This window comes from Pseudoclavibacter sp. Z016 (assembly GCF_002931215.1).
GTDB lineage: Bacteria > Actinomycetota > Actinomycetes > Actinomycetales > Microbacteriaceae > Pseudoclavibacter.
The window spans coordinates 28290-50046 of the sequence record NZ_PSTU01000018.1; the positions used below are offsets into that span (position 1 = coordinate 28290).

Consider the following 21757-nt stretch of genomic DNA (forward strand, 5'->3'; position numbering starts at 1 on the left):
AATGACGGGGTCGGGCACGGGTTCGCAGGGCGGTTCCGCCGGCGGGTCGCACGGCGGCTCGCAGGGGCGGGCGGATGCGCGCGGCCCAGCCTCCCCGAAGCCCGACCCGTCCGGCGCGCCGGCCTCGTTCGTCGTGCCGGTCGGTCATGGCATCGACGTGCACGTCTACGAGTGGGCCTGCGAGTCGCCGCGAGGCGTCATCCACCTGTCGCACGGCTCGGGCGAGCACGCGATGCGCTACGACGCGTACGCGCGCGATCTGGTCGCGGCCGGCTACGCGGTCGTCGCGCACGATCACCTCGGCCACGGGCAGACGGGCCTCGGCGCGCACGGGCTGTCGGTGCTTCCCACGACCGAGAATCGGGCCGCGCTCGAGGCGCTCGAGGACATCTCCGCGTGGGTGCGGGACCGGTACCCGAAGCTGCCGCTCATCCTGCAGGGGCATTCGTGGGGTTCGCTGCTCGCGCAGCAGCTGCTCGCCCACGACTCGGCGTTCTTCTCCGCGTGCATCCTGACCGGGACGACGCTCGCGGTGCCGGGCTTCATCAACGCCGGGAATCTGAACAAGCGCTTCGAGCCGGACGAGACCGGCCTGCTCTGGTTGAGCCGCAACCCGGATGCTCGCCGCGCGTTCGCGTACGACGAGCTGTGCTTCGACATCGCGAAGATGCCCGTGTGGTCGGCGCGGGGTGCGCTGCAGCTGGCGCACATTCCGCCTCGGGCCGCCTCCGGTAAGCTCGACGACGTCCCGGTGCTGATCATGGCCGGGTCGGAGGATTCGATCGGATACGGCGAGCGGGGGCCACGCGCGCTCGCGCGGCTGTACCGGAAGCGGTCGAAGCTGAGCGATGTGACGCTGAGGATCTACCCGGAGGCGCGCCACGAGCTCCTCAACGAGCTGAACCGCGACGAGGTCATCGCCGACATCGTCGCGTGGCTGGACACCCGCATCCCGCTCCCCGCCTGACCCCGCGCGGCCTGCCCGCGCGCCGGCGCATCCGCCCGCCCGCCTGCTCGCGCGCGCTTGCTCGCGCGCGCCTGCGCATCCGCCCGCCCGCCCCACCGCCAAATGGGGCGTTTTCGCCCCGTCTTCCGGGCCGCGGAGGGGCTAAACCGACCCATTTGGTGGTGGTGCGGAGATGGCGCGATGGCGGTGGCGGGAGGAGGCATGCGGCGGCCGGGTGTGCGCGGATGGGGCGTTTTCGCCCCGTTTTCGGGGCTTCGATGGGGTGAGACTGACCTATTCGGTGTGGCGGAGGCGGGAGGGGGCAGGCGGTGGTTGGTGTGTGCGCGGATGGGGCGTTTTTCCCCCGTTTTGGGGGCTGCGATGGGGTGAAACCGACCTATTCGGTGTGGCGGAGGCGGGAGGCGGGAGGTGGCGGTGGCGGTGGCGACGACGGTGGCGGCGGCGGGCGGAGGGCAGGTGCGAGCGGAGCGCCGTAGAGTGCTCTCATGCACGGTGAGTACAAGGTTCCTGGCGGGAAGCTCGTCACAGTCGACCTCGAGGTGGAGGGCGGTCGCATCGTCGATCCGCACCTCGCCGGCGATTTCTTCCTCGAGCCCGATGAGGCGCTCGACGACATCAACAGCGCACTGCGGGGGCTCGCCGCCGATTCGTCGGCGGAGGACATCTCGGCGGCGGTTCGGGACGGCCTGCGGGAGGACGCGACACTGCTCGGCGTCACGCCGGAGGCGGTCGGCGTGGTCGTGCGCCGTGCCGTCCTCGGCGCCAGGGACTGGCGCGCGTACGACTGGCAGATCCTGCATCCGGGCCCCCTGTCGCCCCGCGAGCACGTCGCGCTCGACCAGGTGCTGACGGAGGAGGTCGGCGCCGGTCGTCGGCCGGCGACGCTGCGGCTGTGGGAGTGGGATGAGACGGCGGTCGTGCTCGGCTCGTTCCAGTCGGTGAAGAACGAGGTCGACCAGAAGAACCTCGACAAGTACGGGGTGCAGCTGGTGCGGCGCATCACGGGCGGCGGGGCCATGTTCATGGAGGCCGGTTCGGTGGTGACGTACTCGCTGTACGTGCCGAGCGATCTGGTGCATGGCATGTCGTTCGCGGAGTCGTACGCGTTCCTTGACTCGTGGGTGCTGGATGCGCTGCACGGCCTGGGCATCAACGCGAGGTACGAGCCGCTCAACGACATCGCGAGCCCGTCGGGGAAGATCGGCGGGGCGGCGCAGAAGCGGCTCGGCTCGGGTGCGGTGCTGCACCACGCGACGCTCAGCTACGACATCGACGGCGACCGCATGACGGAGGTGCTGCGCATCGGCCGGGAGAAGCTGAGCGACAAGGGCACGCAGTCCGCGAACAAGCGGGTGAGTCCGCTCCGCTCGCAGACGGGACTCGAGCGTTCGGCGATCATCGACCATTTCAAGCAGACGTTCGTGGAGCATTACGGCGGCACGCCGGGTGAGCTCACCGAGGACGAGCTGGCGCGTGCGCGCGAGCTGGCGCAGTCGAAGTTCGCTTCGCGGGAGTGGACGCACCGGGTTCCGTAGCCTGCGGGAGCGTTCCTCGTCAGAGGAGGGTGAGGCGCCAGCGGGCGTGACGTTCCTCGCCGGCTGGGCGCGCGAGGCATGTCGCGAGCACACCGGCCGGTCCGGCCCGGAGGAGCACCTCCGTGTGGTCCCCGTCCCTGGGCTCGACCAGCACGTCGCCGGCTGGGGTCGGGAACCGGAACGCCCGCGTCCAGGTGCGCCATGGCGGCCCCGCGATGCTCAGGCGCTTCGCGTCCGGCCCGTCGCCGAGGTCGATGTGCTGGGCGGTCGCCGGCACGAAGACGAAGACTGCGAGCTCGTCGGTGCCGGGTGCTCCTGTCGGATCGCTCAGGGAGATGTCGATCGCTGAGAAGTCGGCGTTCGGCTGAACGCCCCAGCGTCGTTCGCCTGCGCTGGCACCGTCGAGGGTGAAGCTGGCGTCGTGCGGCGCCCACTCGACGCCGTGGTCTGGCGTCGTCCGGTCGCGGAGGCTCGCGACCCAGGCTGCTGCTGGCAGGCGGTAGAGGGGCCCGATGGAGCGACTGCGTGGCTGGGAGGAGTCCAGCACGTGGATGCCGCGGTGCCGCCATGCGTGGAGGCCCGTCGCGGCTGACACGTCGAGGCCGCTCGCGGGAGTGAGGACGCCGGCCTCGTGTGCGGCTCGCGTCCATAGCCGCCGAGGCCGAGACAGAGGCGTCGGCGTCGGCGTCTGCGCCGCCATGGGCATGCGCGTCTGCTGCCCGTCGCGGAGCTCGATGCGGTAGGCGATCGTGCCGTGCCCGCTGATTCGGGCCAGGTGCGGTCCTTCGACTCGCCAGGCGCCCGAGGTGAGCCCGGTCACGTCGATGCCGATTTCGCTGTGCTTCTCGTGCCAGCTCGCTCGCATCCCGAGCGCTTCGTACGTGTGGGCAGCGCCGACGGCGGGTTCGAAGTCGGTGGCCTCGGGAGGCCAGATCCCGCGCACGACGTGGGCCGAGCGCTTGTCGCGTCCGCGCGCCGCGATGGTCAGCTCGGCGTCGCGGAACCCGCTCCAGGGGGAGGCGGTGAGGAGGTGGCCGCAGTTCTGCGTGACGGTGAGCTCGATGCTCCCGCGCCGGAAGCTGACGACGCGGGTGAGGTGCTCCGAGGTGGTGGTCCAGGTGCCGCCGTGCTGGCTGACGCTCACCCGCGTGACCGCCGGTCGCCGCACGCCTGCCGGGGTGTCGCCGCAGACGGGGAACGCATCGACGAGCAGCGGGCCGAGCCGGTCCCTGTGTCGAACGGTCAGGGCGCCCGTCTCGACGTCCAGCTCGGCGCTGAACCCGCCGAGCTCGTGGCGAAGCGGCGGATGCACGGCTCGGGAGGGAGGGGCGAGTTCCGCATCCGGAATCTCGGCTGGGTCGCCGTCGACCCTCCCGGAGACGAGTTCGCCCGTCTGGCCGTCCACGACCGCCTCGATCCGGCTCGTGCCGATGCGCAGTCTGTAGTCGATGACGGTCCGCCCGGCTCCGTCGATGCGGACACCGCCGGTGAGCGACTCCGCCCGAGCCTCCCGCAGCGATCGTGTCTCGGAGCCCGGCGCGCTCGGGCCCACGAGGCCGGCCTCTCCGGGGACCAGGGCCGACGAGATCCCAGGGAGGTGGTTCACGAGTTCCAGGTAGCCGTCTTCGTCCGGCCTCGGGGAGGAGACGTTGCGGAAGCCGACGCGCACGTAGAGCGGGAACGCTCGCTGGTTGGCGGGGTCGACCTCGAGCCGCAGTGTGCGCAGGCCGAGCGAGGGGAAGCGTCGGAAGGACTCGGTGAACAGCTCGCCGACGAGGAAGCCGCCTCGCAGGGTGCGCTCGACGACGAACATGACGGCGAAGAGGTGGTCTTCTGGCGCCACCCGGCGTCCGGACATGCGCGCGTAGCCGAGGGTGCCGACGATCGTGTCTCGGCTCTCCGCGACGAGGAGGAGGCGCACCCCGGTCTCCTGGATGCTCGCGAGCAGGGATGCGCCGTCCAGCGGCAGTCCCGTCACGACGGGCCCGCTCCCGTGGTCGTTGATGAAGCGGGCGACCCGCTCTGCGTCCGACGCGGCGTCGAAGGGTCTGATCCTGGTGGTCATCGGATCTTCGCGGAGAGGCGCCACACGCCGAGGCCAAGGAAGAGCGCGAAGACGGCGGCGAGGGCGAGGCTCGCGATGCTCGCGGTCAGCTCGAGCGTGCCGACGCTCGTGGTCATCCCGTAGAAGTCCCGGAGCCCGTCGAGCGCGGCTTGGTCGCCGCCGGCCAGGGCGCTGGCTGCCTGCTCGGTGTACGGACGCCGGATGAGCATGGCGGCCTGGGCGAACGGCAGCGTGTTGATCATCGTGACGACTCCGGCCGGGAGCGTGCCGGCTGGCACGTACGCGCCGGAGAAGAACCCGATGAGCGACCCGATGACGGTGGACACCGCGGTGAAGGCGCCGGCCGTCTTCAGGAAGGTGACGATGAAGGCGCCGAGACCTGAGAAGGTCGCGCTCGAGAGGAGGACGAAGGCGAAGGTCGTCCCGAGGTTGCCCGGTGTCAGGGGCGGGTGCCCCTGCGTGAGCAGGTAGAGCTGGCCGATCACGATGATGACCGTGGTCATGATCACGGAGATGATGAATCCTGCGATGAGGTAGCCCAGCACCACCTGGGAGCGTCGGAGGGGCGACACCATGAAGTCCCGGAAGCGACCGGTGACGTTGTCGTCGACGAAGACGCCGAGTCCGGCGATGGCGGTCGTGAGGGTGGTGATCATCGTGATGCCCGCGAAGACCCACGAGTCGACGAACCAGCGCACGTCGGCGTCGGCGGCCTGCGGGAACGTGGTGCGGAGGATGCCGACCTGCAGTCCGCCGAGGAAGAGCGCGTAGAGCGCGATCAGGATGATCGCGGACAGCAGCGAGAAGAAGACGCCGATCCGGTCTCGGAAGAACAGACGGAGGTTGCGTCCCGTGAGGAGCCAGATGCTGCTCATGCGGCGACCCCCTTGAGGAGGGCGAGGAAGACGTCGTCCATGGTGCCGTGTCGGAACTCGAAGTCTCGGACTCGGAGGCGACGCAGGAGGTCGAGCGCCTCCGTCGACGACGAGACGGTGACCCGGAGGTCGTCGCCCTCTCGGCGCACGTCGATGCCGGAGGCCGCGCAGAGGCGGAGGGCTTCCGCGGGGTCGTCGAGGCGGAGCGTCAGCACGCTCGAGCTGAACTGGGCGCGAAGCTGAGCCGGTGTGCCTGCGGCGACGATCCGCCCCTTGTCGATGACGCACACCTCGTCGGCGTTCTCCGTCTCCTCCATGTAGTGGGTGGTGAGGAAGATGGTGGTGCCCTGGTCTCGGCGGATGTCGTGGATCGTCGACCAGATGAGCTCTCGCGACTGCGGGTCGAGTCCGGCGGTGGGTTCGTCGAGGAACAGCACGGTCGGTCGGTGCATGAGTGCCCGCGCGATGTCCGCCCGGCGCCGCTGCCCGCCGGAGAGCGGGCCGTACCGTCGGTCCAGGATGGGCTCGATGCCGACGAGGCCTGCGAGCTCGGCCGTGCGGGTTCTGGTCTCCTGCTTGCTGAGACCGTAGAAGCCCGCCCGGATCTCGAGGTTCTCCCGCACGGTCAGGAGGGGGTCGAGCAGGGACGACTGGAAGACGGCTCCGATGGTGCGCTTCACCCGCTGCGCTTCCGTCTGCACGTCGAAGCCGTTGACGGTGATCGTGCCCGAGGTGGGCGTGAGCGTCGTCGTGATGCACCCGATGGTCGTGGACTTGCCCGCGCCGTTCTCCCCGAGGAAGGCGAAGACCGAGCCTCCGGGGACGGAGAGCGACAGCTCGTCCACTGCGACGAGCTCGCCGTACGTCTTGCTGAGTCTCTCGACCTCTACCGACACCAGTTCTCCTTCGTGCTTCGCGCCATGGCCGTGTGATGCTCTCGGCGGTCCGGCCCCGCCTGCGGGCCGTCGTCGTGGGCGGGGATCCAGCTGCCGTGCAGCCCCAGCGGGATCCGCGCGGGGAGGTGGATGCGCGCGAGCTCGTCGCCGCCGAAGTCCTGAGCGCTCAGGATCAGGAGGTCGCTGGCGTTCCGCTGCGGGTTGTGGACGTAGCAGAGCAGGTAGCCGTCGTCCTCCTCGGTACTCCCGGCTCGCGCGACGAAGATCGCCTCGCCGACTGCCGCATCCGTGCCGAGCCGCCGCGCCTGCGCGGAGCCGCGGTCCAGGTCGTGTTTGAACAGCACGTTGTCGAACTGCGAGTCTGGGACGTCGTCGAGCTCTCTCGGCCCGGTCCGCCAGGTCGCGACGAGCTCGCCGGCGCTTGACGTGTAGGCGAAGCGGTTCCGGCGGCCGGAGCGGCGGTCGTCGATGCGCGGGAACTCCTGCGGGGTGTCGTCGAGTCGACGCCGGACCACGGTTCCGCGGGTGAGGTCGAGCGTGAATCGCTCCAGCGACGGGGTGCCGTGGCCTTCGATGGAACCGCGACGCGTGGCGAACATGGAGGGGTGCGTGATGGCGTCGAGGGTGATGACGTTGTCCGCCTCGAAGGCGTTGACCGTGTGGTAGATCCAGACGGGGTCGATGTCGAACCACGTCACGTCTGCGCGCTCGTCGCCTCGGGACAGGACGCCGAGGCGCGCGTTCGCCGCCGAGCTCCATCTGAACGGGAAGGGGTCTCCGGCGGCGGCGGCCAGCGCGCTGAACTTGGCGGGCAGGTCGAAGAGGATCACGTGCTCGCTCGTGAGCGCGAAGTCGTGCATCATCGTGGCCGTGGGCAGCTCGATCGACTGCGAGCGGACCAGCTGACCGCGCGCGGACACGACGCAGTACTCGACGGAGGGCGACCCGGAGAAGTAGCCGACCGTATGGAGGTCACCGGTTTCCGGGTCCGTCTTGGGATGCGCGGACAGGCCGGCCCGCAGCGTACCGTCGAAGTCGTGCGGGCCCACCGTCTCGAGGCTCGCGTCGAGCTCGAACGGGAGCGTCCCGCCTTCGCCGAGGGACAGGATCCTGCCAGCGTGCCCGACGACGTTGATGTTCGAGGCAGTGTCGACGCCGCCGAGCACCGCGTACGCGCGTCGGGGTTCGCCGAGCGTTCGCGTGACGGGGCTCTGCCGGACCCAGCGGTTGCGGTACCACTCGGCGCGGCCGTCCCTGAGGCGCACGCCGTGGATCATGCCGGCGCCGAGGAAGTAGTGGAACCTCGCGTGCTCGACGCCGATCGGATTGGGCCCGTTGCGGAGGTACCGGCCGTCGAGGTCGGTCGGGATGGATCCGGTCACCGCCAGATCGAAGGCGGTCACCTCCTCGGCGACCGGGGCGAACGACCCCTTCCGGAACGGGGAGCGAGCACCCGTGTTCCTCATGCGGCTTCCGCCATCTGCACCGGTGAGCGGGAGAGCAGCTTCCGGGCGGCGAGCGCGTTCGCCGCCTGCTGCGCGGCGATCATGAGTGCTCCGGTGAGCAGGACGTCCGAGGCCTTCAGTGAGGGTCGGAGCGTGTCGCCCCCGAACAGCTGCTGTCCCTCTCCGATCGGGATGCCGACGGCGCCTGCGATCGCGACGGCGACGATGGCCGCGACAGTGCCGATGGTCACCATCCCGAGCCCGATGAGCAGGACCTGCATGGCGTACACCGTCTCGAGGTCTCTCGCGCTGAAGCCCATCGTCCGCATCGTCGCGAGTTCGCGTCGGTCGCGACGCAGGGAGAACCCGACGACGTTGCCGATGAGGACCGCGCAGATGAGCGCCGCGACGATCACGAGCGCCCACATGATCGCCTGCTGCGCGGCGAGGACCGTGAAGATCAGCCCGGCCGTCTCCTTCGACGTGAGGAACTGCAGCCCAGGAGCGTCAGGGCCGAGGGAGGCCGCCGCTGTCGCGGGGTCCACACCCGGGTCGAGGGTGATGAGCATCTGCGTGATGGCGTCTGGCCGGTCCAGGATCTCCTGCATGCCGGCGATGTCCATGATCACGGAGCTGGAGCGGAAGAGCCCGAATCGGCTGTTGTCGTACACGCAGACGACGTCGGCGGTGACGGGACCGGCATCGACGGGCGCGCCGGCGACCGAGAGGAGCACGCTCGTGCCGATGTCGATGCCGAGCTCGTCCCGCTGCGCGATGTTGATGCAGATCTGCGCGGCGCCCGCGGGCGCCTGCCCTGCGACGATCTCGTAGCCTTCCGCGGCGACGTCCGAGCCGACGAGGACAACCCCGGCATCCTGTGCCTCGGCCGTCATGCTCGCGCCGGCCGTGAGGCGCGGCCGCACCTGCTCGACACCCTCGGCGCCCGCGACTCGCTGCACCGTGGACTCCGCGTCCGGAATGTAGGTGACGACGTCGGACTCCGGGTTGAGCATCGAGTACTCGTACCCGTCTGCGAACGCGGAGACGTCGCCGCTGATGATGTCGCTGGCCGACTGCGTCATCACGGTGCCCATCGCGGTGATCGCCGCGAACGAGAGCAGCAGTCCGAAGGTCGCGACGGAGACGCTCGTGAACGTCCGGGCGTTGCGTGGGTTCGCGCGGATCATGGACACCGCCATGTGGAGCTTGTAGCGCAGGTCGAGGCTCGCGCTCCGCTCTCGCGTCTCGCGCCTCCCCGGCGATCCGGGGCGCTCGGCAGGCTCTGGGTCAGTGGCTCGCGTCATCCGTCGCCCTCTCCTTCGTCGTTCGGTCCTGCTCGGCGAAGTACCGCTCGTCGCTGCGGAAGAGCCGCTTCGCGACCTCCGGATGCTCGCGAAGCGATCTCCGGATGTCGACGCCGAAGGTCTCTTCTGGCACGTGCTCGCTCGGCGATTCGACGGCCGAGATGAAGGCGTCGAGCGATGCCCGCATGGCCTCGCCCGCCGCAGTCTCGCCGTAGTCGAACACGATCATGGGGCTGCCGATGTTGCAGACGTCGACGACGCTGGCACCGTAGCTCCCGAGCACTCGCCTGAGGTACTCGGCCGCGTACGGGGCATCGAACGGACTCGCGGATGTGGACATCGCCAGCGCCCCCTTGCCCGCGAGGAGCTGCCGGTGGCTCAGGCGCGTCGTCCGCTCGATGAAGCGCATCATCGTCGAGTTGACGTTCGCGCAGTAGTTCGGGCTCGCGAGGATGACGCCGTCCGCGGCGAGCATCGCGTCGATCAGGGTCTCCGCGTCGTCGACGAACGTGCATCCATCTCGACGGAAGCAGCGGCCGTTGCCGTCGCACGTCGTGATGTCCAGGTTCCACAGCGCGGTCTCCTCGTACCGCCAGGCAGGGCGCCGCTCGGCGAGGTAGGAGCGGGAGGCTTCGAGCATCACCGCCGTGTGGCTGAGGTTCCTCGGCCGCGGGCTGGAGTGGATGGCGAGGATCTTCACGCCGCGAGCCGCCCATCGACGAGGTGCACGATGCGTCTCCCCGCTGCCAGGACTCGGTCGTCGTGGGATGAGACGACGATCGTCGTGCCGTCCCGTTCGTTGAGCAGGCGCAGGAGGTCGAGGACCCCGTCAGCGTTGCGCCCGTCGAGGCTCGCCGTCGGCTCGTCCGCGACGACCACCGCGGTTCCGCTGGTGACGGCGCGGATGATCGCCGCGCGCTGCTGCTGGCCTCCCGACAGCTGCCGTGGAAGCGCCGTGAGCTTGTCGCCGAGGCCGACTGCGGCGAGCAGCTCGCGGGTCCTGGCCGCCGCTCCTCGCGTGAGCCGGCCCTGGACCCGGAGCTGCAGGACGGCGTTCTCGTAGACGGAGAGGGAGCCGACGAGGTTCGACTTCTGGAACACGTAGCCGATCTGATCGCGGCGGAAGTCGGAGAGCTCGCGAGGCGAGAGGCGGGTCAGCTCAGCGCCGTTGACCGTGACCGAGCCCGAGGTCGCCGTGTCGAGTCCTCCGATGAGGTTGAGCAGGGTGGTCTTGCCCGATCCGGAGGGGCCCGCGAGCACGACGAACTCGCCGGCCGCGATCTCGAGGGAGATGCCGCGGTTCGCGCGCACCTCGCTCGTGCCCTCGCCGTAGGTCTTGGTCAGGTCATGCGTCGTGATCATGCGGTACGTCCTTCGAGGAAGCTGTAGGTGATGTCGGCGCTCGCGACGATGCGGTCGTCGACGGTCGCGGTCGCCTCGACCTTCCCCATGGAGGCGAGCGTCGCGATCGCCCGTGCGTCGAGGATGAGTCGGTCGCCGGGGACCACGGAGTTCCGGAAGCGGACGGTGTCGATCCGGGCGAGGACGCAGAGCCGATCCCCGATGTCGAACAGCTGGCCTCCTGCCTGGGCCATCGCCTCGAGGATCAGGACTCCGGGCATGATCGGGTTCCCTGGGAAGTGGCCCGCGAAGTGCGGCTCGTTGACCGTGACGTTCTTGATCGCGCGAACCGAGGTTCCGGGATCGAGCTCCTCGATCCTGTCGAGCAGGAGGAACGGGTACCGGTGGGGGAGCCGCGCCATGAGGTCGCGCGTGGTCGCGGCGCCACTCATGCCGTGAGCCCGCCATCGGCGACCAGGCAGTGCCCGTTGATGTAGGAGGCGCTCGGCCCCGCGAGGAACTGGACGACGTCCGCGATCTCCTCCGCCCGCCCGAAGCGGGCCTGGGGGATGAGCTTCAGGTAGTCGTCGCGCGTCGGCTGCGGCAGCGAGTCGAGCATGTCGGTGTCGATGAAGCCGGGAGCGACCGAGTTCACCCGGATGCCGAACGTCGCGAGTTCCTTCGCGAGGGTCTTGGTGAGGGCGATGACGCCGGCTTTCGCGGCCGCGTAGTTGGCCTGCCCGATGGGGCTCGTGAGGGCGCTCACGGAGGCGATGTTCACGATGGTCCCGTGCTTGGCGGCGGCCATCAGCCAGGCTGCCTGCCTCGAGCAGGAGAAGGTCCCGGACAGGTCGGTGTCGACCACGGACCGCCAGGACTCCTCGCTCATCATGAGCGCGTACCCGTCCTTGGCGTGGCCAGCGTTGTTGACCTGCACGTCGAGCCCACCCCACGCGGTCTTGATCTCGGCGAACATGGCCTTCACCTCGGCGAAGGAGGAGACATCCGCCTTGACCGGCAGCACCTGGCCGGGGTAGCGGTGCTCGAGGCGCTCGAGCACCGACATGGTCTCGCTCCGAGTGCTGCGGTAGTTCACGGCGACGCGAGCCCCGCTGTGTAGGAAGCGCTCCGCGATGGCGAGGCCGATTCCGCGGGTCGCGCCGGTGACGCAGACGCGGGTCGTGCCTTCGGGGTGACGATGGGCGTTCATGCTGCCGCCTTCCGGGTGATCGTCGAGGTCACGCCGCCGTTGACGGTCGCCACGGTCGTGAGGATGCTCGAGCCAGGCGCGGATGCCTGCAAGCCGATGACGTGGGCGAGGGCCTCGTTGCCGCCGAAGCACTCGCCGGTCGCGAGTCGCGGCAGCAGCACGCTGCCGCGGTGGCCGATGGCGCGGATGGCCGAGAGCTCGCTCCGCGTGAGGCCCTCGAGGCCGTTCGCGGTGCCGACGACCGTGTCGACCTCGTCGATGGTGAGGTTCGCGCGTTCGAGCGCCTGCCGCATCGAATGCTCGATGGTCGTGTCGTCTGGCTGCCAGTCCAGGTAGCTGACGCCTGCGCCTGCCGCCGAAGCCGAGGCTGTGCTCAGGAGCGTCGCGAGCGGCGTCGCACCGCGTGCCTCGGCCGACCGGGCCGACTCCAGGACGACGACGGCTGCCGCTTCCCCCGTGGCGAAAGTGAAGGCGACCCCTCTGGGGTACTCGAAGACGCGGTCGAAGTACTCGGTCATGATCTGGTTGGTCTCGTCGAGGGAGATGGCGAGCAGCGCATCCGCCTTGCCGGAGGCGAGCAGCAGCTCGGCGTAGGCAAGCGCTGACCCGCCGACGAGGGTCGAGTTGGCCCCCTTGAGGCCGAGGGCGAGGCTCGCCTGGCCGTTGGCCACGTTGTAGACGGTCTGCGTGAAGAGCCCGGGACTCGCCTGCTGGAGCCCGCCGCCGAGGAGACCGTCGAGGTACTCGCTGACGACTCGTTGCGGCCCGTACTCGGTGCCGGTGACCACGCCGACTCGCTCGAGGTCGGCTGGCCGTTCGCCGAGGCGGGCCGAGGTGAAGGCGACGGTGGCGGCCGCCATGGCGATCTGGCTGAAGCGCTTCTTGCGGCGGAGCCCAACGGGCTTCACGTAGTCCGTGACGCTGAAGCCCTCCGGAATCGGCCGGGTCTCGTGTCCGTGCTGCGTCGTCGAGCGGGACGCGAGGCGCTCGGCTTCGTCGATGTCTGCGAAGGCCCAGCCGAATCGGTCGAGCGCGCCGGCGGACGCCGCGTGGTCCTCGAGGCGCAGGCCCAGCGGCGAGATCGCCCCGAAGCCGGTGATGAGCGTGGGTGCTGTCATTGCTGTGCTCGCTTTCTCAGCCAGTTCTCTGCGAGGGAGATGGATCTCGCTGCGGATGCGATCAGCTGCGGGAGGCCCGATCCGTACTCGCCCCACTGGCCGGTGATGAAGGTGTTCTGCAGGCCGGTGCGCTGGCTGATCCGGCGCACCAGGTAGTTGTCGACGTCGTGCGCCCAGCCCGTCGCCGATCCGCCTCGGTGCCCGAACCAGCGCAGGTAGTCGAGCGGGGTCGCGACCCTGCGGTACACGCAGTGCTCGCGCAGCTCTGGCACCAGGCGCCTGGCGACGAGGCCTTCGATGACCTGCGCGTACTCGGCGTAGAAGGCCTCGTCGTGGGCGTCGTCGTCGTGGTACATGTCGACCTCCAGGCGCAGGAGGTCTCGGCCCGGTGCCGCCAGGGAGGGGTCGATGCGGCTCGGGAAGTGCAGCTTGATCACCGGGTGCTGCGGGAGCCTGCCGGTCTCGAGCACCCGGTAGGTCTCGAACACGTCGTCGGTGTCCGTGAGGTAGTGGCGGGCGGCGCCCGCGAACCGTGAGAGGTCGGCGCCCTCGAGCGTGAGGAACAGGCTCAGCGAGGAGTGCCCGCGTCGTCGCCCCTCGACGGCGATGCCCGTGCCTCCGTGCTCGGCCAGCATCGTCTCGAGCGCGAAGACGTCGCCGTTGTAGAGGACGACGTCTCCTGCTCTCGTCGAGCCGTCCGCGAGCCGCACGCCATGCGCGACTCCGTCGGCGGCGAGGATGGCGGTGACCTCCGCGCCCAGCAGCACCTCGCCGCCTGACTCGGTGATGTACCCGACCAGGGCGTCGACGAGCGTGCGCACGCCTCCTCGGAGGGAGACCATCCCCTTCGCGTAGCACTCGGTGAAGAACCCGGCCATGATCATGAGCGACGACTCGTCGCACTGGATGCGCATGGCAAGCGCCGTGCGCAGCAGCGGGTCGGCGATGGTGGCCGTGCAGAACTCCTCGAAGCCCCGCCGGTAGTTCCGCATCATGAACCGGCCCTTGTCCTCGGAGCCGCCGTCGTCGCCGAGGAACTGGCGCATGAAGCCGAAGAACGCCGCCAGGTCGTCCGTGGACTCCGGGAACTGCACCCCGAGGCTCGTCTGGAGCCGGTCGAGACCGGTCGGCAGGGTGATGCGTCGATCGCCGATGACCATGACGTCGGCGATGTCGACGGGGTCGAGGTGCACGGCGTGCTCGAGGTCGAGCTCGTGGAGCAGGGTGTGGAGTGCCCCTCCGGGGTGGCCGCCGAGCAGGTGCGAGACGGCGAGGTCGAAGTGGTCGCCGGCGTCGTTCCGGAACCCCCCGAAGTAGCCGCCGGCCTGTTCGCGCTGCTCGAGGACGGTGACGTGGTGACCGTGCGCCGTGAGGCGGGCCGCCGCGACGAGGCCGGCCATGCCGCTGCCGACGACGATGCATTCAGAGCCTGGCATCGAATTCCTTTCCGTCGGTGACCGCGTGCGGGTGCTCCGCGAAGAAGCTGTCCATGCGGTGCCTCGTCGACTCCGGCCACCTGAAGAGGAACCGGTTGTTGCCGCGGAGCACGACGTGCTCGGTCATGCCGATCGCCACGGGGCTGCCGTCGCGCACCTGAGTGAGGCGGTAGTAGAAGACGAGCTTCGTGGTCGCCTGCGGCTTCAGGAAGGTCTCGAGGCGGAGCTCGTCGCCGAAGCGTCCGAGGCCGAGGAACGAGACTCGCGTCTTGGTGACGGGGACGAAGAGCGTGTCCCCCTCGAGTTCGAGCAGGCTCCCGCCGCGGGTGAGCTCGTCGATGAGCGCGAAGCGTCCGACCTCGAACCATGTGAACAGGTTGCTGTGGTGGAAGACGCCGGCCATGTCGGTCTCGCTGAAGCGCACGGAGAACCGGGTCTCGTTCACGCTGCGGCCGCTCATCGGAGCTCCAGCAAGGTGAGCGCGGGCTGCTTCGACACCCCATGGACCGGGAACCAGAGCACTGCCACGGTCAACGTGAGGCCGATGGCGAAGGGGGCGGCGAATGCCCACCAGCTCGGGTCGAGGTGGAGCTTCGTCGAGCCGACGGCGAATGCGAAGGCCGAGTCGGTGGAGGAGACCTCCAGGAGGTTCACGACGGCGACCGTGGCGGTGGCGATGAGGGCGCCGATGGCGTATCCGACGATGAACTGGGCGACCACCTCCGCGAGGTACATCCGCCGCAGCGTCCCACCGCGTGCTCCGACGGCTTTCAGCACGGCGAGATCGCCGACGCGGGAGAGCATGGCCGAGTAGATGAGCGAGGTGAGGCCGATGCAGATGACGACGTAGGTGAACGTGAAGACGGACACCAGGAGGATGACCCAGATCTTCGGGCCGAGCATGAGAGCCGACCAGCTCGTCTCCGACCAGGAGGACACCGTGGTCGGGGTGCCCAGCGCGGCGGCGGCGGTTGTGATCTCGACTCGCGCCGACTCGTCGTCAGCGGCGTCGACGAGGATCGCGTTGACGCTGTCCGGGTCGCCGTGCACACGCTCGGCGAGGCTGTCTCGGTCGACGATCGCCCAGCTCTCCATGACGAAGCTCGGGGTGTCTGGGGTGACGACGTCGTCGACGGTGTAGGTGATCTCGGCGCCGGCAACGGAGATGCTGACCTCGTCTCCCGCCGTGACCCCGAGGCGGCTCGCGGTCTTCTCATGGAGTTCGATGTGCTGCGTGCCGATGCGCTCCGGTGGGAGTCCGAGGTTCTCGGCGAGCTGCGGTTCCGCGGAGAGATCGGCGCCGATGAGGCTCACCGATGCGCTCTCGGGGCGTGCGCTCGAGCCGTTCGGGTTCGAGACGTTCGCGGTGAGCTGCAGCCGGGGCCGCACGGATTCCGCGTCGCTCGCGGACGACAGGAAGCGCTCCGCGGTCGCTGCGTCGAAGCTGAGGGCGCCGCCGCTGTCGGCGCTCGGCTCGACGAGCCACGTCGCCCCGACGCTCCCGAAGACGAGCCGGTCGGCGTTCTGACCGATGGAGCCGACGAAGGACAGCGCGATGACGAAGAGCGCGATGCCGATGGCCACCTGGCTCACCACGCCTGCTGCTTCGCGCCGGTAGTGGACGACGTCGTGCAGCGCCAGTCTGATCATGCGGCTCGTTCCTTTCGATCGGTGGCTGCCGCGGCGGCGAGCTGGACAGCGGTCGGGGTGCGCCGGAGGACCGTGATCTCGCTGCCCACGGGGTGGGCCAGGATGCAGACGGCACCAGGGATGGTGAGGCGCGTGAACTCGACATCCGGGTGAGACGCGTGCAGTGCGGCTTCGTCGAAAGCGCCGAATCCGATGCCGAGCCCGCGCCCTGCGCGCTTGCCCCAGGACTCCTTGAGGACGAAGATCTCGAGCAGCCGAGCCGGTGACGTCGCGATCTCTCGGCGTTCTGCGGGGGTGAAGAACCCCGACCGCAGCGACGGCAGCTCACGGGTCAGCCGGTGCTCTCTGGGTGAGCCGACGGCTTCGAGGTCGATGCCGATGGGCTCGCGGGCGACCGCGCAGACGGACAGCTCGCCCGAATGCGACGTCGAGAAGTGGAGCCCGCTCGTCTCGAGCCGGGGCTTCTCGGGAGACCGCCTGGTCACCCGCGCATCGTGCACGCCGAACTCCGCGAGGGTCTCGGTCAGGAGTGCACGGCCCGCGGCTCGGCGCAGCTGCCAGCCACCGGTCGGCGCCGCTGCGCGTCGCATCTCCGCCCGGTCCAGCCAGCTGACCGCGATCACGAGGTGCCTCGGAGGAGGCAGTCGGCGAGCGATGAGAGCCGGGAGACGGCCTCGAGTTCCGCGCGGCGCAGTTCGCGCATCCGAGAGACGAGGTCACCCCAGCCGTCTCTCGGGTCTTCGGCCCCGGCATGTGCGCGGAGTGCCCTCGCGAACGCGCGCCACCCTCGTCCGAGGCTCGCGTACTTGTCGGCGATCGGGTCGAGGTCGCCGTGTCCGAGGTGCCGCGCGCTTGCGCGCAGCCCACGTGAGAAGAGGTGCCGACCGGCGCCGCCGCCGGTCCCGATCTTCTCGAGCATGGTCGAGATCGACAGCAGCTCTCCCCGCATCTGCTGGGTCGTGAGCACGTCGGGCATGGAGGACAGCTCGCGTTCGAGTGCCTTCAGCGCCCGTTCTCCCTGCGTGTTGTTGGCGGGGTTGAGGAACAGCTCGGCGCTCTCCGCGAGGGAGACGATCAGCACCTCGTCGAGGTCGGGGACGAGCCTCGGCGGAACGATTCGCCCGACGGCGAACTTCCGCGCCGGCGCCGCCATGAGCAGGGACCCATCGCTCGGCATCGAGGCCGCGGCCGCCGCGCTCGCGGCGGACACCTCGACCGGTGTCGACCAGAGGTAGTCGTTGCAGATCAGGTCGCCGTTCGGCAGGACGGCCCTGACGGGAAGCGCGTGCTCGCCGAACGCATGGACCTCGTCCCAGGGGAGGACGCCCGCGAAGCTCGGGAGCTCGCGCGCCTCGCAGTACAGGTAGGGGAGGAGCCCCTGCTCCGACCATTCCCGTGCGCGCTCGGTCATCGTGTGCGCGTCCGGATGCGAGAGGAACTCGATGCGCGAGCCCGTGCGCCGCGCGAAGAAGTGCTCGAGGTCGTGCATGCGCGCGTTGACGTAGACGTTGCTCTCCTCACGGTGGAAGAGGAACCCGAAACCGCCGCCGATGACGAAGCAGAGCCCCTCGTCGAGGTCGAACCCGGTGCCCTGGAAGACGTTCGAGAGCATGGTGGAGAAGCAGTGCGACCCGCGGCGGTAGGTCTCGGGCCACGTCGTGCGCGCGGTGAGGTTCACGACTCGGTCTCCGCTGCTCGCCAGACGCGGACCGTCTCGAGGGCGGCTCGTTCGACCGCGACGATCGCGGTGAGCGCGGTGTCGTCACCGTCGAGGAATGCCCGGTGCAGTCCAGCGGACCGAAGGAAACCCAGCCTCGTGGCGTCGTGCGCGTTGGCACCGCCATAGGTGTCGAGGGCGTCGACGAGGCGCGTGCGCCCGTAGCTGCTGTCGCCGCAGGAGACCGCGCGGAGTCGGTGGCGGTAGGCGGCGACGTCGCCCCGGCTGGGGCGCGTGGCCAGCCAGTCCGACAGCATGGACAGCCCGTCCTCCGCGACCCGCATGCGCTGGAGCGCGAGGCCGAGGGAACGCGCGGCCCGCCGTGCGAACGAGAATCGGCTCGGCGCGATGATCGCTCTGAGGGAGGGGACCGGCGCGGCGTACCCCCAGGACGTCAGGGACGCGCTGCTCAGCTCGCGGTAGCTGAGCGAGCGGTCGGCGTAGATCGACGTGACGCGGACCGACGCGGCGTCGAACTCGCTGAGTGCGACGGGGAGGAGGACCCTCGAACCCGTCGCGGGATCCGTCTCCGGGTGGATGGCGTACATCGGCGCCGCTCGCCAGCGTCGCTCCGTCAGCGCATGCTCGCGCCGTGCGGCTTCGAGGAACTGCGCGCTGTCTGCGGTGCGGAACTGCTCGCAGTTGAACCCCGCGGCTTCGAACAGGTCGAAGGCGGCCTCCAGCCCACCGAACTCGTCTCGACCGTCGGCGATGGGCCGGACGTAGCGGAACGTGGAGGCCATGGCGCAGACCGCCACTGGCTCGATCTCGATGCCGAGGTGGCCGAAGACGAGCTGCGCAGGTGCGATGACGGGGTGCGCGATCTCTGCGATCTCGGAGGCCCTGATCTCGGAGGCCTTGATCTTGGAGGCCGGGACGGCGGAGCCCATCGGCTGAACGTGGGCCATCATGCCGGCGGCCGGAAGCTGCGCACGGCGATGCAGGTGTTGTTGCCGCCGAAGCCGAACGAGGTGGAGATGGCGACGTCCACGCGGTGATCCTCGAGGGTGCGCGTCGGCAGCTCGAGGTCTCCGAAGCCGCTCATGGCCTCTCGGAGGCCGAAGTTCCCCGGTACGAAGTCGCCTTCCATCGCGGCGAGGCAGGCGAGCAGCTCGATGCTGCCCGCGCAGCTGAGCGTGTGGCCGTGCAGCGGCTTCGTCGAGCTCACGGGGATGGCGCGGAGCCCGTCGCCGAAGACGCTCCGCAGCGCGGTCAGCTCCATGACGTCGTTGTACCGCGTGCCTGTGCCGTGCGCGTTGACGTAGTCGACGTCGGCGGGCAGCACGCCCGCCTGCTCGAGGCACTGTCGGATCGCGAGCTCCGCCCCTCGTCCGCTCGGGTCGGGAGCCGTCGCGTGGTGCGCGTCGTCGGAGAGCCCGTACCCTGCGACCTCGCCGTAGACGCTCGCGCCTCGTGCGAGGGCCGACGCCTCGGACTCGAGCACGAACATGCAGGCGGCCTCGCCGAGCCCGGTGCCGTCTCGGAGCTCATCGAAGGGCCGGAGCGCGTCGTGCGTCAACGACTTGAGCAGCGTGAAACCGGAGTAGGAGAGCATCGAGAACGGTTCGGCACCGCCGGCGAGAGCCAGTTCGGCGTGGCCAGATGCGATGAGGTCGCAGGCGAGTCCGACGGAGTTGCTTCCTGCGGCACAGGCTGTCGACACGGATGCCTGGGGGCCGCGGAGCCCGAACTCGGATCGTATCGACGCCGCGACGGTCCCCGGCGTCCGCACGATGGTCGCCCCCGTCTCGAGAGTTCCCGCCAGCGACTGCTCCGCGTATGCCTGGTTGGTCTCGACGCCGGCGTTCGACGAGGCGACGACCACCGCAGTGCGAAACGGGTCGAGATCTTCGGAGGACAGGCCGGCGTCTGCGAGGGCGCGGCTCGCGCAGAATGCTCCGTAGTGCTGGGCCGTCTCCCATCCTGGTCGGTCCGCGACGAATGCCGCGAACGCGTCGGGCAGCTCTCTGATGGTCGCGCCTCGGTCGTAGGGGAACTCGGTGGTGTCGAAGGCCGTGATCGGCGCGAAACCTGAGTCGCCGTTCCGAAGCGAGTCGCTGAATTCCGTGAAGCTGTTGCCGATCGGGCTGAGCAGCCCGACGCCGGTGATGAGGATGCGCACTGCCGGACCAGCCGTCGGGCGACGCAGGCTAGGACGTGCTCGCGTCGAGGGGACGCGGCTCGCGGATATAGGCGGCGATGGCCCGCACGGAGCCGAAGATCTCAGGCTGGTCGTCCGGCAGCTCCACGTCGAATGCGCTGCCGAGGGCGAGGACGACCTCGAGGATGTCGATGGAATCGAGGTTCAGGGAACTCTCCTCGAACTCGGTCCCCTCGGCCAGGGCGGCGAAGATCGGCGCGTCGACGTCGACGTCGGCCGTTTCGATCTCCAAGCCCAGCCGGGCAACGATCGCCGCGATGATGTCGCGCTCGAGGTCAGTGTTCGCCATGTTGGATTCCTTCTTGTCCGCCGCCCAGGAAGCTACGTTTAAGTAGCACTCCGGACAGTAGCAGGAAGAATATCGAGTAACAAACCCGGCTTCGTGGCTGTGGAGGAGGCCGCGCTGTGCGGGGCGGCCGAGCGGCGGTGGCGGTGTTCGCGTGGGGCGGTCGATCGGCAGGGGAGAACTGCCCTTCGGGTGTCGCCGTTCTGCAGATAATCTGGCGATTCGTCCGAGTGCCCCGGAGGTTCCCAAGTGCCGCACCAGTCCCACGTGCCGTGCCAGCTCAGCAAGGCCAGAGCCTGCCAGGAGGTGACCGCGTGACCGCGTTCATCGACCCGCTCTCCGACGAGCGAGGTGCTGACGGGGCCGGCGGCGGCTACACGGTCTACTGGGCGTCGGCGGAGCGCGTGACGCTCTCCAGGCCGTTGCAGCGCTTCCTCATGGATGCCCACGCCGCACGACTCCGGCCCGTTCTCGTCACCACCGACCACGCGCACGTGTCCACCTTCGTCGCGGATGCGTTCCAGGCCGCAGGCGGGTACTGGGCCGTCTCCTTCGAGGGCGCGATGTTCGACGCCTTCCGGGGAACACGCATCTCCAGCTTCGGCGACTTCTGGGCGCCAAGGGCCGACCGAGTGCCAGAAGCGCACCCGACGCTCTCTCGCCTTCGCGAGCACACCGTCCCCTCGTTCGTCTTCGACGTGTACGTGCGAGACCGGGCCGACGAGCGCACCCTGATCGGTGGTGTCGCCGACCAGCTCGTCGCTGGTCTCGGCGGGACCGGGCTCGAACGGTGGGGTGTGGTCGAACCGCTCGCCGGGCGCTGGTCTCATGCTGCCGTCACCGAGTCGATGCGGCGGCAGATGCCCGTCACCGAGCGCCACTACGCATCCGGTGACGACGGCGCGGTCGTGAGCCTCGCAGCGTCCCGGACCAAGACGGGACTGCTCGAGCACGTGCGGGGCACCGTGCCGATCCGCGACGCGGAGCTCTCCCCGCTCGCCAACGTGCCGGGCGGTGCGCTCGCCGCGCATCCGCGAGTCCTCGACACCCTCCAGGCGCTGGCAGAGCGGGCACGCGTGAACGTCGCGCTCCTGTCCTGCGGCGAGGTCGAAGAGCGAGCTGGCTCCTCCGGGCGGCTCCCAGGCGTACGCAGGCCAGAGCAGCCATTGGCCGTCCTTCTCGGCGCCCGCGCCGTCCGCGACCTCGCGGTCGACGTCGAGGCGCTCGCCGAGCGACACGACGTCACGACCGTCGGCCTCCGCCGGGCTCCTGCGCTCGTCGTCCGCCTCTCCGGCGGCGACCCGCTGTGGCACCAGCTGCGCGCGTTCGCCTCCGACCTCGACCAGGAGCGCCTTGCGTCCGCACTCGCCCTCGAGTTCGCCACGGGCGACACCAAGGTCGGGAGGAGCTGAGCATGCCGATCGAACTGGTCCTGTTGAGTGAGGTGGCGCCGAGCGACGAGGCCGTCGCGCGCGCCATCGCGGAGACGCACCCGGAAGGGCAGCTCATCTCGTTCGAGGGAGGCACGGTCCGCCACGCCGTCGACGGTGACGGCGCGTCGCTGCTCACGCTCTTCGAGAGCCAGCCGATCGTGGACGCGACGAGCGCGGCCGCGGCGCTGGCGCATCCGCCTGCCGCGTTCGGGCTCTGGACGGAGGTGACCGTGCCGAGGGGCGCGGCGCAGCAAGGGCGTGAGCTCGCCGAGCGGCTCGCCTCGGCGATCGGCGGCTCAGTGACAGAGAGGGTGTGAC

The 21757-nt window shown here is 69.8% G+C and carries 22 protein-coding genes; 4 read left to right on the plus strand and 18 right to left on the minus strand.

The features are described from left to right. Position 1: 1 nt before the first annotated feature. A complete protein-coding gene (locus C5B99_RS16915; RefSeq protein ID WP_104244239.1) occupies positions 2–967 on the plus strand; it encodes an alpha/beta fold hydrolase in 966 nt (321 codons plus the stop codon). Between the two features lie 485 nt (positions 968–1452). Further along, positions 1453–2502, plus strand: a complete 1050-nt coding sequence (locus tag C5B99_RS16920) for a lipoate--protein ligase family protein (RefSeq protein ID WP_104244241.1) — start codon at positions 1453–1455, stop codon at positions 2500–2502. Positions 2503–2521: 19 nt separating this feature from the next. On the opposite strand, the gene C5B99_RS16925 is transcribed toward C5B99_RS16920, so the two are convergent. Genes C5B99_RS16925 through C5B99_RS17010 form a run of 18 tightly spaced genes read right to left on the minus strand, consistent with a single transcriptional unit; the run spans position 2522 to position 20009 of the window. Next, positions 2522–4567, minus strand: coding sequence for a GNAT family N-acetyltransferase (locus tag C5B99_RS16925; RefSeq protein WP_104244243.1), 2046 nt, complete (start codon positions 4565–4567; stop codon positions 2522–2524). Further along, positions 4564–5442 (minus strand): ABC transporter permease, encoded by an 879-nt coding sequence (locus C5B99_RS16930; RefSeq protein WP_104244245.1) that lies wholly within the window; start codon positions 5440–5442, stop codon positions 4564–4566. Before C5B99_RS16930 ends, C5B99_RS16925 begins: the two co-directional genes overlap by 4 nt. Then, positions 5439–6338 (minus strand): ABC transporter ATP-binding protein, encoded by a 900-nt coding sequence (locus tag C5B99_RS16935; protein ID WP_104244247.1) that lies wholly within the window; start codon positions 6336–6338, stop codon positions 5439–5441. The genes C5B99_RS16930 and C5B99_RS16935 overlap by 4 nt, the downstream gene beginning before the upstream one ends. Further along, positions 6329–7804, minus strand: coding sequence for a carotenoid oxygenase family protein (locus C5B99_RS16940; protein ID WP_104244249.1), 1476 nt, complete (start codon positions 7802–7804; stop codon positions 6329–6331). Before C5B99_RS16940 ends, C5B99_RS16935 begins: the two co-directional genes overlap by 10 nt. Further along, entirely contained in the window at positions 7801–9087 is a 1287-nt protein-coding gene (locus C5B99_RS16945) for an ABC transporter permease (protein ID WP_104244251.1), read from the minus strand. The genes C5B99_RS16940 and C5B99_RS16945 overlap by 4 nt, the downstream gene beginning before the upstream one ends. Continuing rightward, positions 9071–9787, minus strand: coding sequence for a flavodoxin family protein (locus tag C5B99_RS16950; protein ID WP_181065046.1), 717 nt, complete (start codon positions 9785–9787; stop codon positions 9071–9073). Before C5B99_RS16950 ends, C5B99_RS16945 begins: the two co-directional genes overlap by 17 nt. After that, positions 9784–10449 carry an ABC transporter ATP-binding protein gene (locus C5B99_RS16955; RefSeq protein ID WP_104244255.1) on the minus strand — a complete coding sequence of 222 codons (666 nt, stop codon included), beginning with the start codon at positions 10447–10449 and terminating at the stop codon, positions 9784–9786. The genes C5B99_RS16950 and C5B99_RS16955 overlap by 4 nt, the downstream gene beginning before the upstream one ends. Next, positions 10446–10850, minus strand: coding sequence for a 3-hydroxyacyl-ACP dehydratase FabZ (fabZ, locus tag C5B99_RS16960; RefSeq protein WP_374953450.1), 405 nt, complete (start codon positions 10848–10850; stop codon positions 10446–10448). Before fabZ ends, C5B99_RS16955 begins: the two co-directional genes overlap by 4 nt. Positions 10851–10876: 26 nt before the next feature. Beyond that, entirely contained in the window at positions 10877–11638 is a 762-nt protein-coding gene (gene fabG / locus C5B99_RS16965; RefSeq protein ID WP_104244259.1) for a 3-oxoacyl-ACP reductase FabG, read from the minus strand. Beyond that, positions 11635–12756, minus strand: a complete 1122-nt coding sequence (locus C5B99_RS16970; protein ID WP_104244261.1) for a beta-ketoacyl synthase N-terminal-like domain-containing protein — start codon at positions 12754–12756, stop codon at positions 11635–11637. The genes fabG and C5B99_RS16970 overlap by 4 nt, the downstream gene beginning before the upstream one ends. Next, on the minus strand, positions 12753–14192 hold the full coding sequence (locus C5B99_RS16975; RefSeq protein WP_104244263.1) for an NAD(P)/FAD-dependent oxidoreductase: 1440 nt from the start codon (positions 14190–14192) through the stop codon (positions 12753–12755). The genes C5B99_RS16970 and C5B99_RS16975 overlap by 4 nt, the downstream gene beginning before the upstream one ends. Further along, a complete protein-coding gene (locus C5B99_RS16980) occupies positions 14179–14652 on the minus strand; it encodes a thioesterase family protein (RefSeq protein ID WP_104244265.1) in 474 nt (157 codons plus the stop codon). The genes C5B99_RS16975 and C5B99_RS16980 overlap by 14 nt, the downstream gene beginning before the upstream one ends. Then, on the minus strand, positions 14649–15842 hold the full coding sequence (locus C5B99_RS16985; RefSeq protein ID WP_104244267.1) for an ABC transporter permease: 1194 nt from the start codon (positions 15840–15842) through the stop codon (positions 14649–14651). Before C5B99_RS16985 ends, C5B99_RS16980 begins: the two co-directional genes overlap by 4 nt. Continuing rightward, positions 15839–16465: a 4'-phosphopantetheinyl transferase superfamily protein gene (locus tag C5B99_RS16990; protein WP_104244269.1), complete on the minus strand. Its 627-nt coding sequence runs from the start codon at positions 16463–16465 to the stop codon at positions 15839–15841. The genes C5B99_RS16985 and C5B99_RS16990 overlap by 4 nt, the downstream gene beginning before the upstream one ends. Beyond that, the gene (locus C5B99_RS16995) at positions 16462–17520 is read right to left on the minus strand and encodes a DUF4872 domain-containing protein (RefSeq protein WP_104244271.1); all 1059 of its coding nucleotides are present in this window, start codon (positions 17518–17520) and stop codon (positions 16462–16464) included. Before C5B99_RS16995 ends, C5B99_RS16990 begins: the two co-directional genes overlap by 4 nt. After that, positions 17517–18449, minus strand: a complete 933-nt coding sequence (locus C5B99_RS17000; protein ID WP_104244273.1) for a hypothetical protein — start codon at positions 18447–18449, stop codon at positions 17517–17519. Before C5B99_RS17000 ends, C5B99_RS16995 begins: the two co-directional genes overlap by 4 nt. Positions 18450–18466: 17 nt before the next feature. Then, positions 18467–19681 (minus strand): beta-ketoacyl-[acyl-carrier-protein] synthase family protein, encoded by a 1215-nt coding sequence (locus C5B99_RS17005; protein WP_104244275.1) that lies wholly within the window; start codon positions 19679–19681, stop codon positions 18467–18469. Between the two features lie 28 nt (positions 19682–19709). After that, a complete protein-coding gene (locus tag C5B99_RS17010) occupies positions 19710–20009 on the minus strand; it encodes a phosphopantetheine-binding protein (protein ID WP_104244277.1) in 300 nt (99 codons plus the stop codon). Between the two features lie 311 nt (positions 20010–20320). Between C5B99_RS17010 and C5B99_RS17015 the strand changes: the two genes are divergently transcribed. Further along, positions 20321–21418, plus strand: a complete 1098-nt coding sequence (locus C5B99_RS17015) for a DUF6177 family protein (protein WP_104244279.1) — start codon at positions 20321–20323, stop codon at positions 21416–21418. Positions 21419–21420: 2 nt separating this feature from the next. Continuing rightward, the gene (locus C5B99_RS17020) at positions 21421–21756 is read left to right on the plus strand and encodes a hypothetical protein (protein WP_104244281.1); all 336 of its coding nucleotides are present in this window, start codon (positions 21421–21423) and stop codon (positions 21754–21756) included. Position 21757: the final 1 nt, after the last annotated feature.

Bases quoted from the DNA above. Each gene is read 5' to 3' on its own strand.
- C5B99_RS16915 (WP_104244239.1), top strand. From the start codon at position 2: ATGACGGGGTCGGGCACGGGTTCGCAGGGCGGTTCCGCCGGCGGGTCG.
- C5B99_RS16920 (WP_104244241.1), top strand. From the start codon at position 1,453: ATGCACGGTGAGTACAAGGTTCCTGGCGGGAAGCTCGTCACAGTCGAC.
- C5B99_RS16925 (WP_104244243.1), bottom strand. From the start codon at position 4,567: ATGACCACCAGGATCAGACCCTTCGACGCCGCGTCGGACGCAGAGCGG.
- C5B99_RS16930 (WP_104244245.1), bottom strand. From the start codon at position 5,442: ATGAGCAGCATCTGGCTCCTCACGGGACGCAACCTCCGTCTGTTCTTC.
- C5B99_RS16940 (WP_104244249.1), bottom strand. From the start codon at position 7,804: ATGAGGAACACGGGTGCTCGCTCCCCGTTCCGGAAGGGGTCGTTCGCC.
- C5B99_RS16945 (WP_104244251.1), bottom strand. From the start codon at position 9,087: ATGACGCGAGCCACTGACCCAGAGCCTGCCGAGCGCCCCGGATCGCCG.
- C5B99_RS16955 (WP_104244255.1), bottom strand. From the start codon at position 10,449: ATGATCACGACGCATGACCTGACCAAGACCTACGGCGAGGGCACGAGC.
- fabZ (WP_374953450.1), bottom strand. From the start codon at position 10,850: ATGGCGCGGCTCCCCCACCGGTACCCGTTCCTCCTGCTCGACAGGATC.
- fabG (WP_104244259.1), bottom strand. From the start codon at position 11,638: ATGAACGCCCATCGTCACCCCGAAGGCACGACCCGCGTCTGCGTCACC.
- C5B99_RS16970 (WP_104244261.1), bottom strand. From the start codon at position 12,756: ATGACAGCACCCACGCTCATCACCGGCTTCGGGGCGATCTCGCCGCTG.
- C5B99_RS16975 (WP_104244263.1), bottom strand. From the start codon at position 14,192: ATGCCAGGCTCTGAATGCATCGTCGTCGGCAGCGGCATGGCCGGCCTC.
- C5B99_RS16980 (WP_104244265.1), bottom strand. From the start codon at position 14,652: ATGAGCGGCCGCAGCGTGAACGAGACCCGGTTCTCCGTGCGCTTCAGC.
- C5B99_RS16985 (WP_104244267.1), bottom strand. From the start codon at position 15,842: ATGATCAGACTGGCGCTGCACGACGTCGTCCACTACCGGCGCGAAGCA.
- C5B99_RS17000 (WP_104244273.1), bottom strand. From the start codon at position 18,449: ATGGGCTCCGCCGTCCCGGCCTCCAAGATCAAGGCCTCCGAGATCAGG.
- C5B99_RS17010 (WP_104244277.1), bottom strand. From the start codon at position 20,009: ATGGCGAACACTGACCTCGAGCGCGACATCATCGCGGCGATCGTTGCC.
- C5B99_RS17020 (WP_104244281.1), top strand. From the start codon at position 21,421: ATGCCGATCGAACTGGTCCTGTTGAGTGAGGTGGCGCCGAGCGACGAG.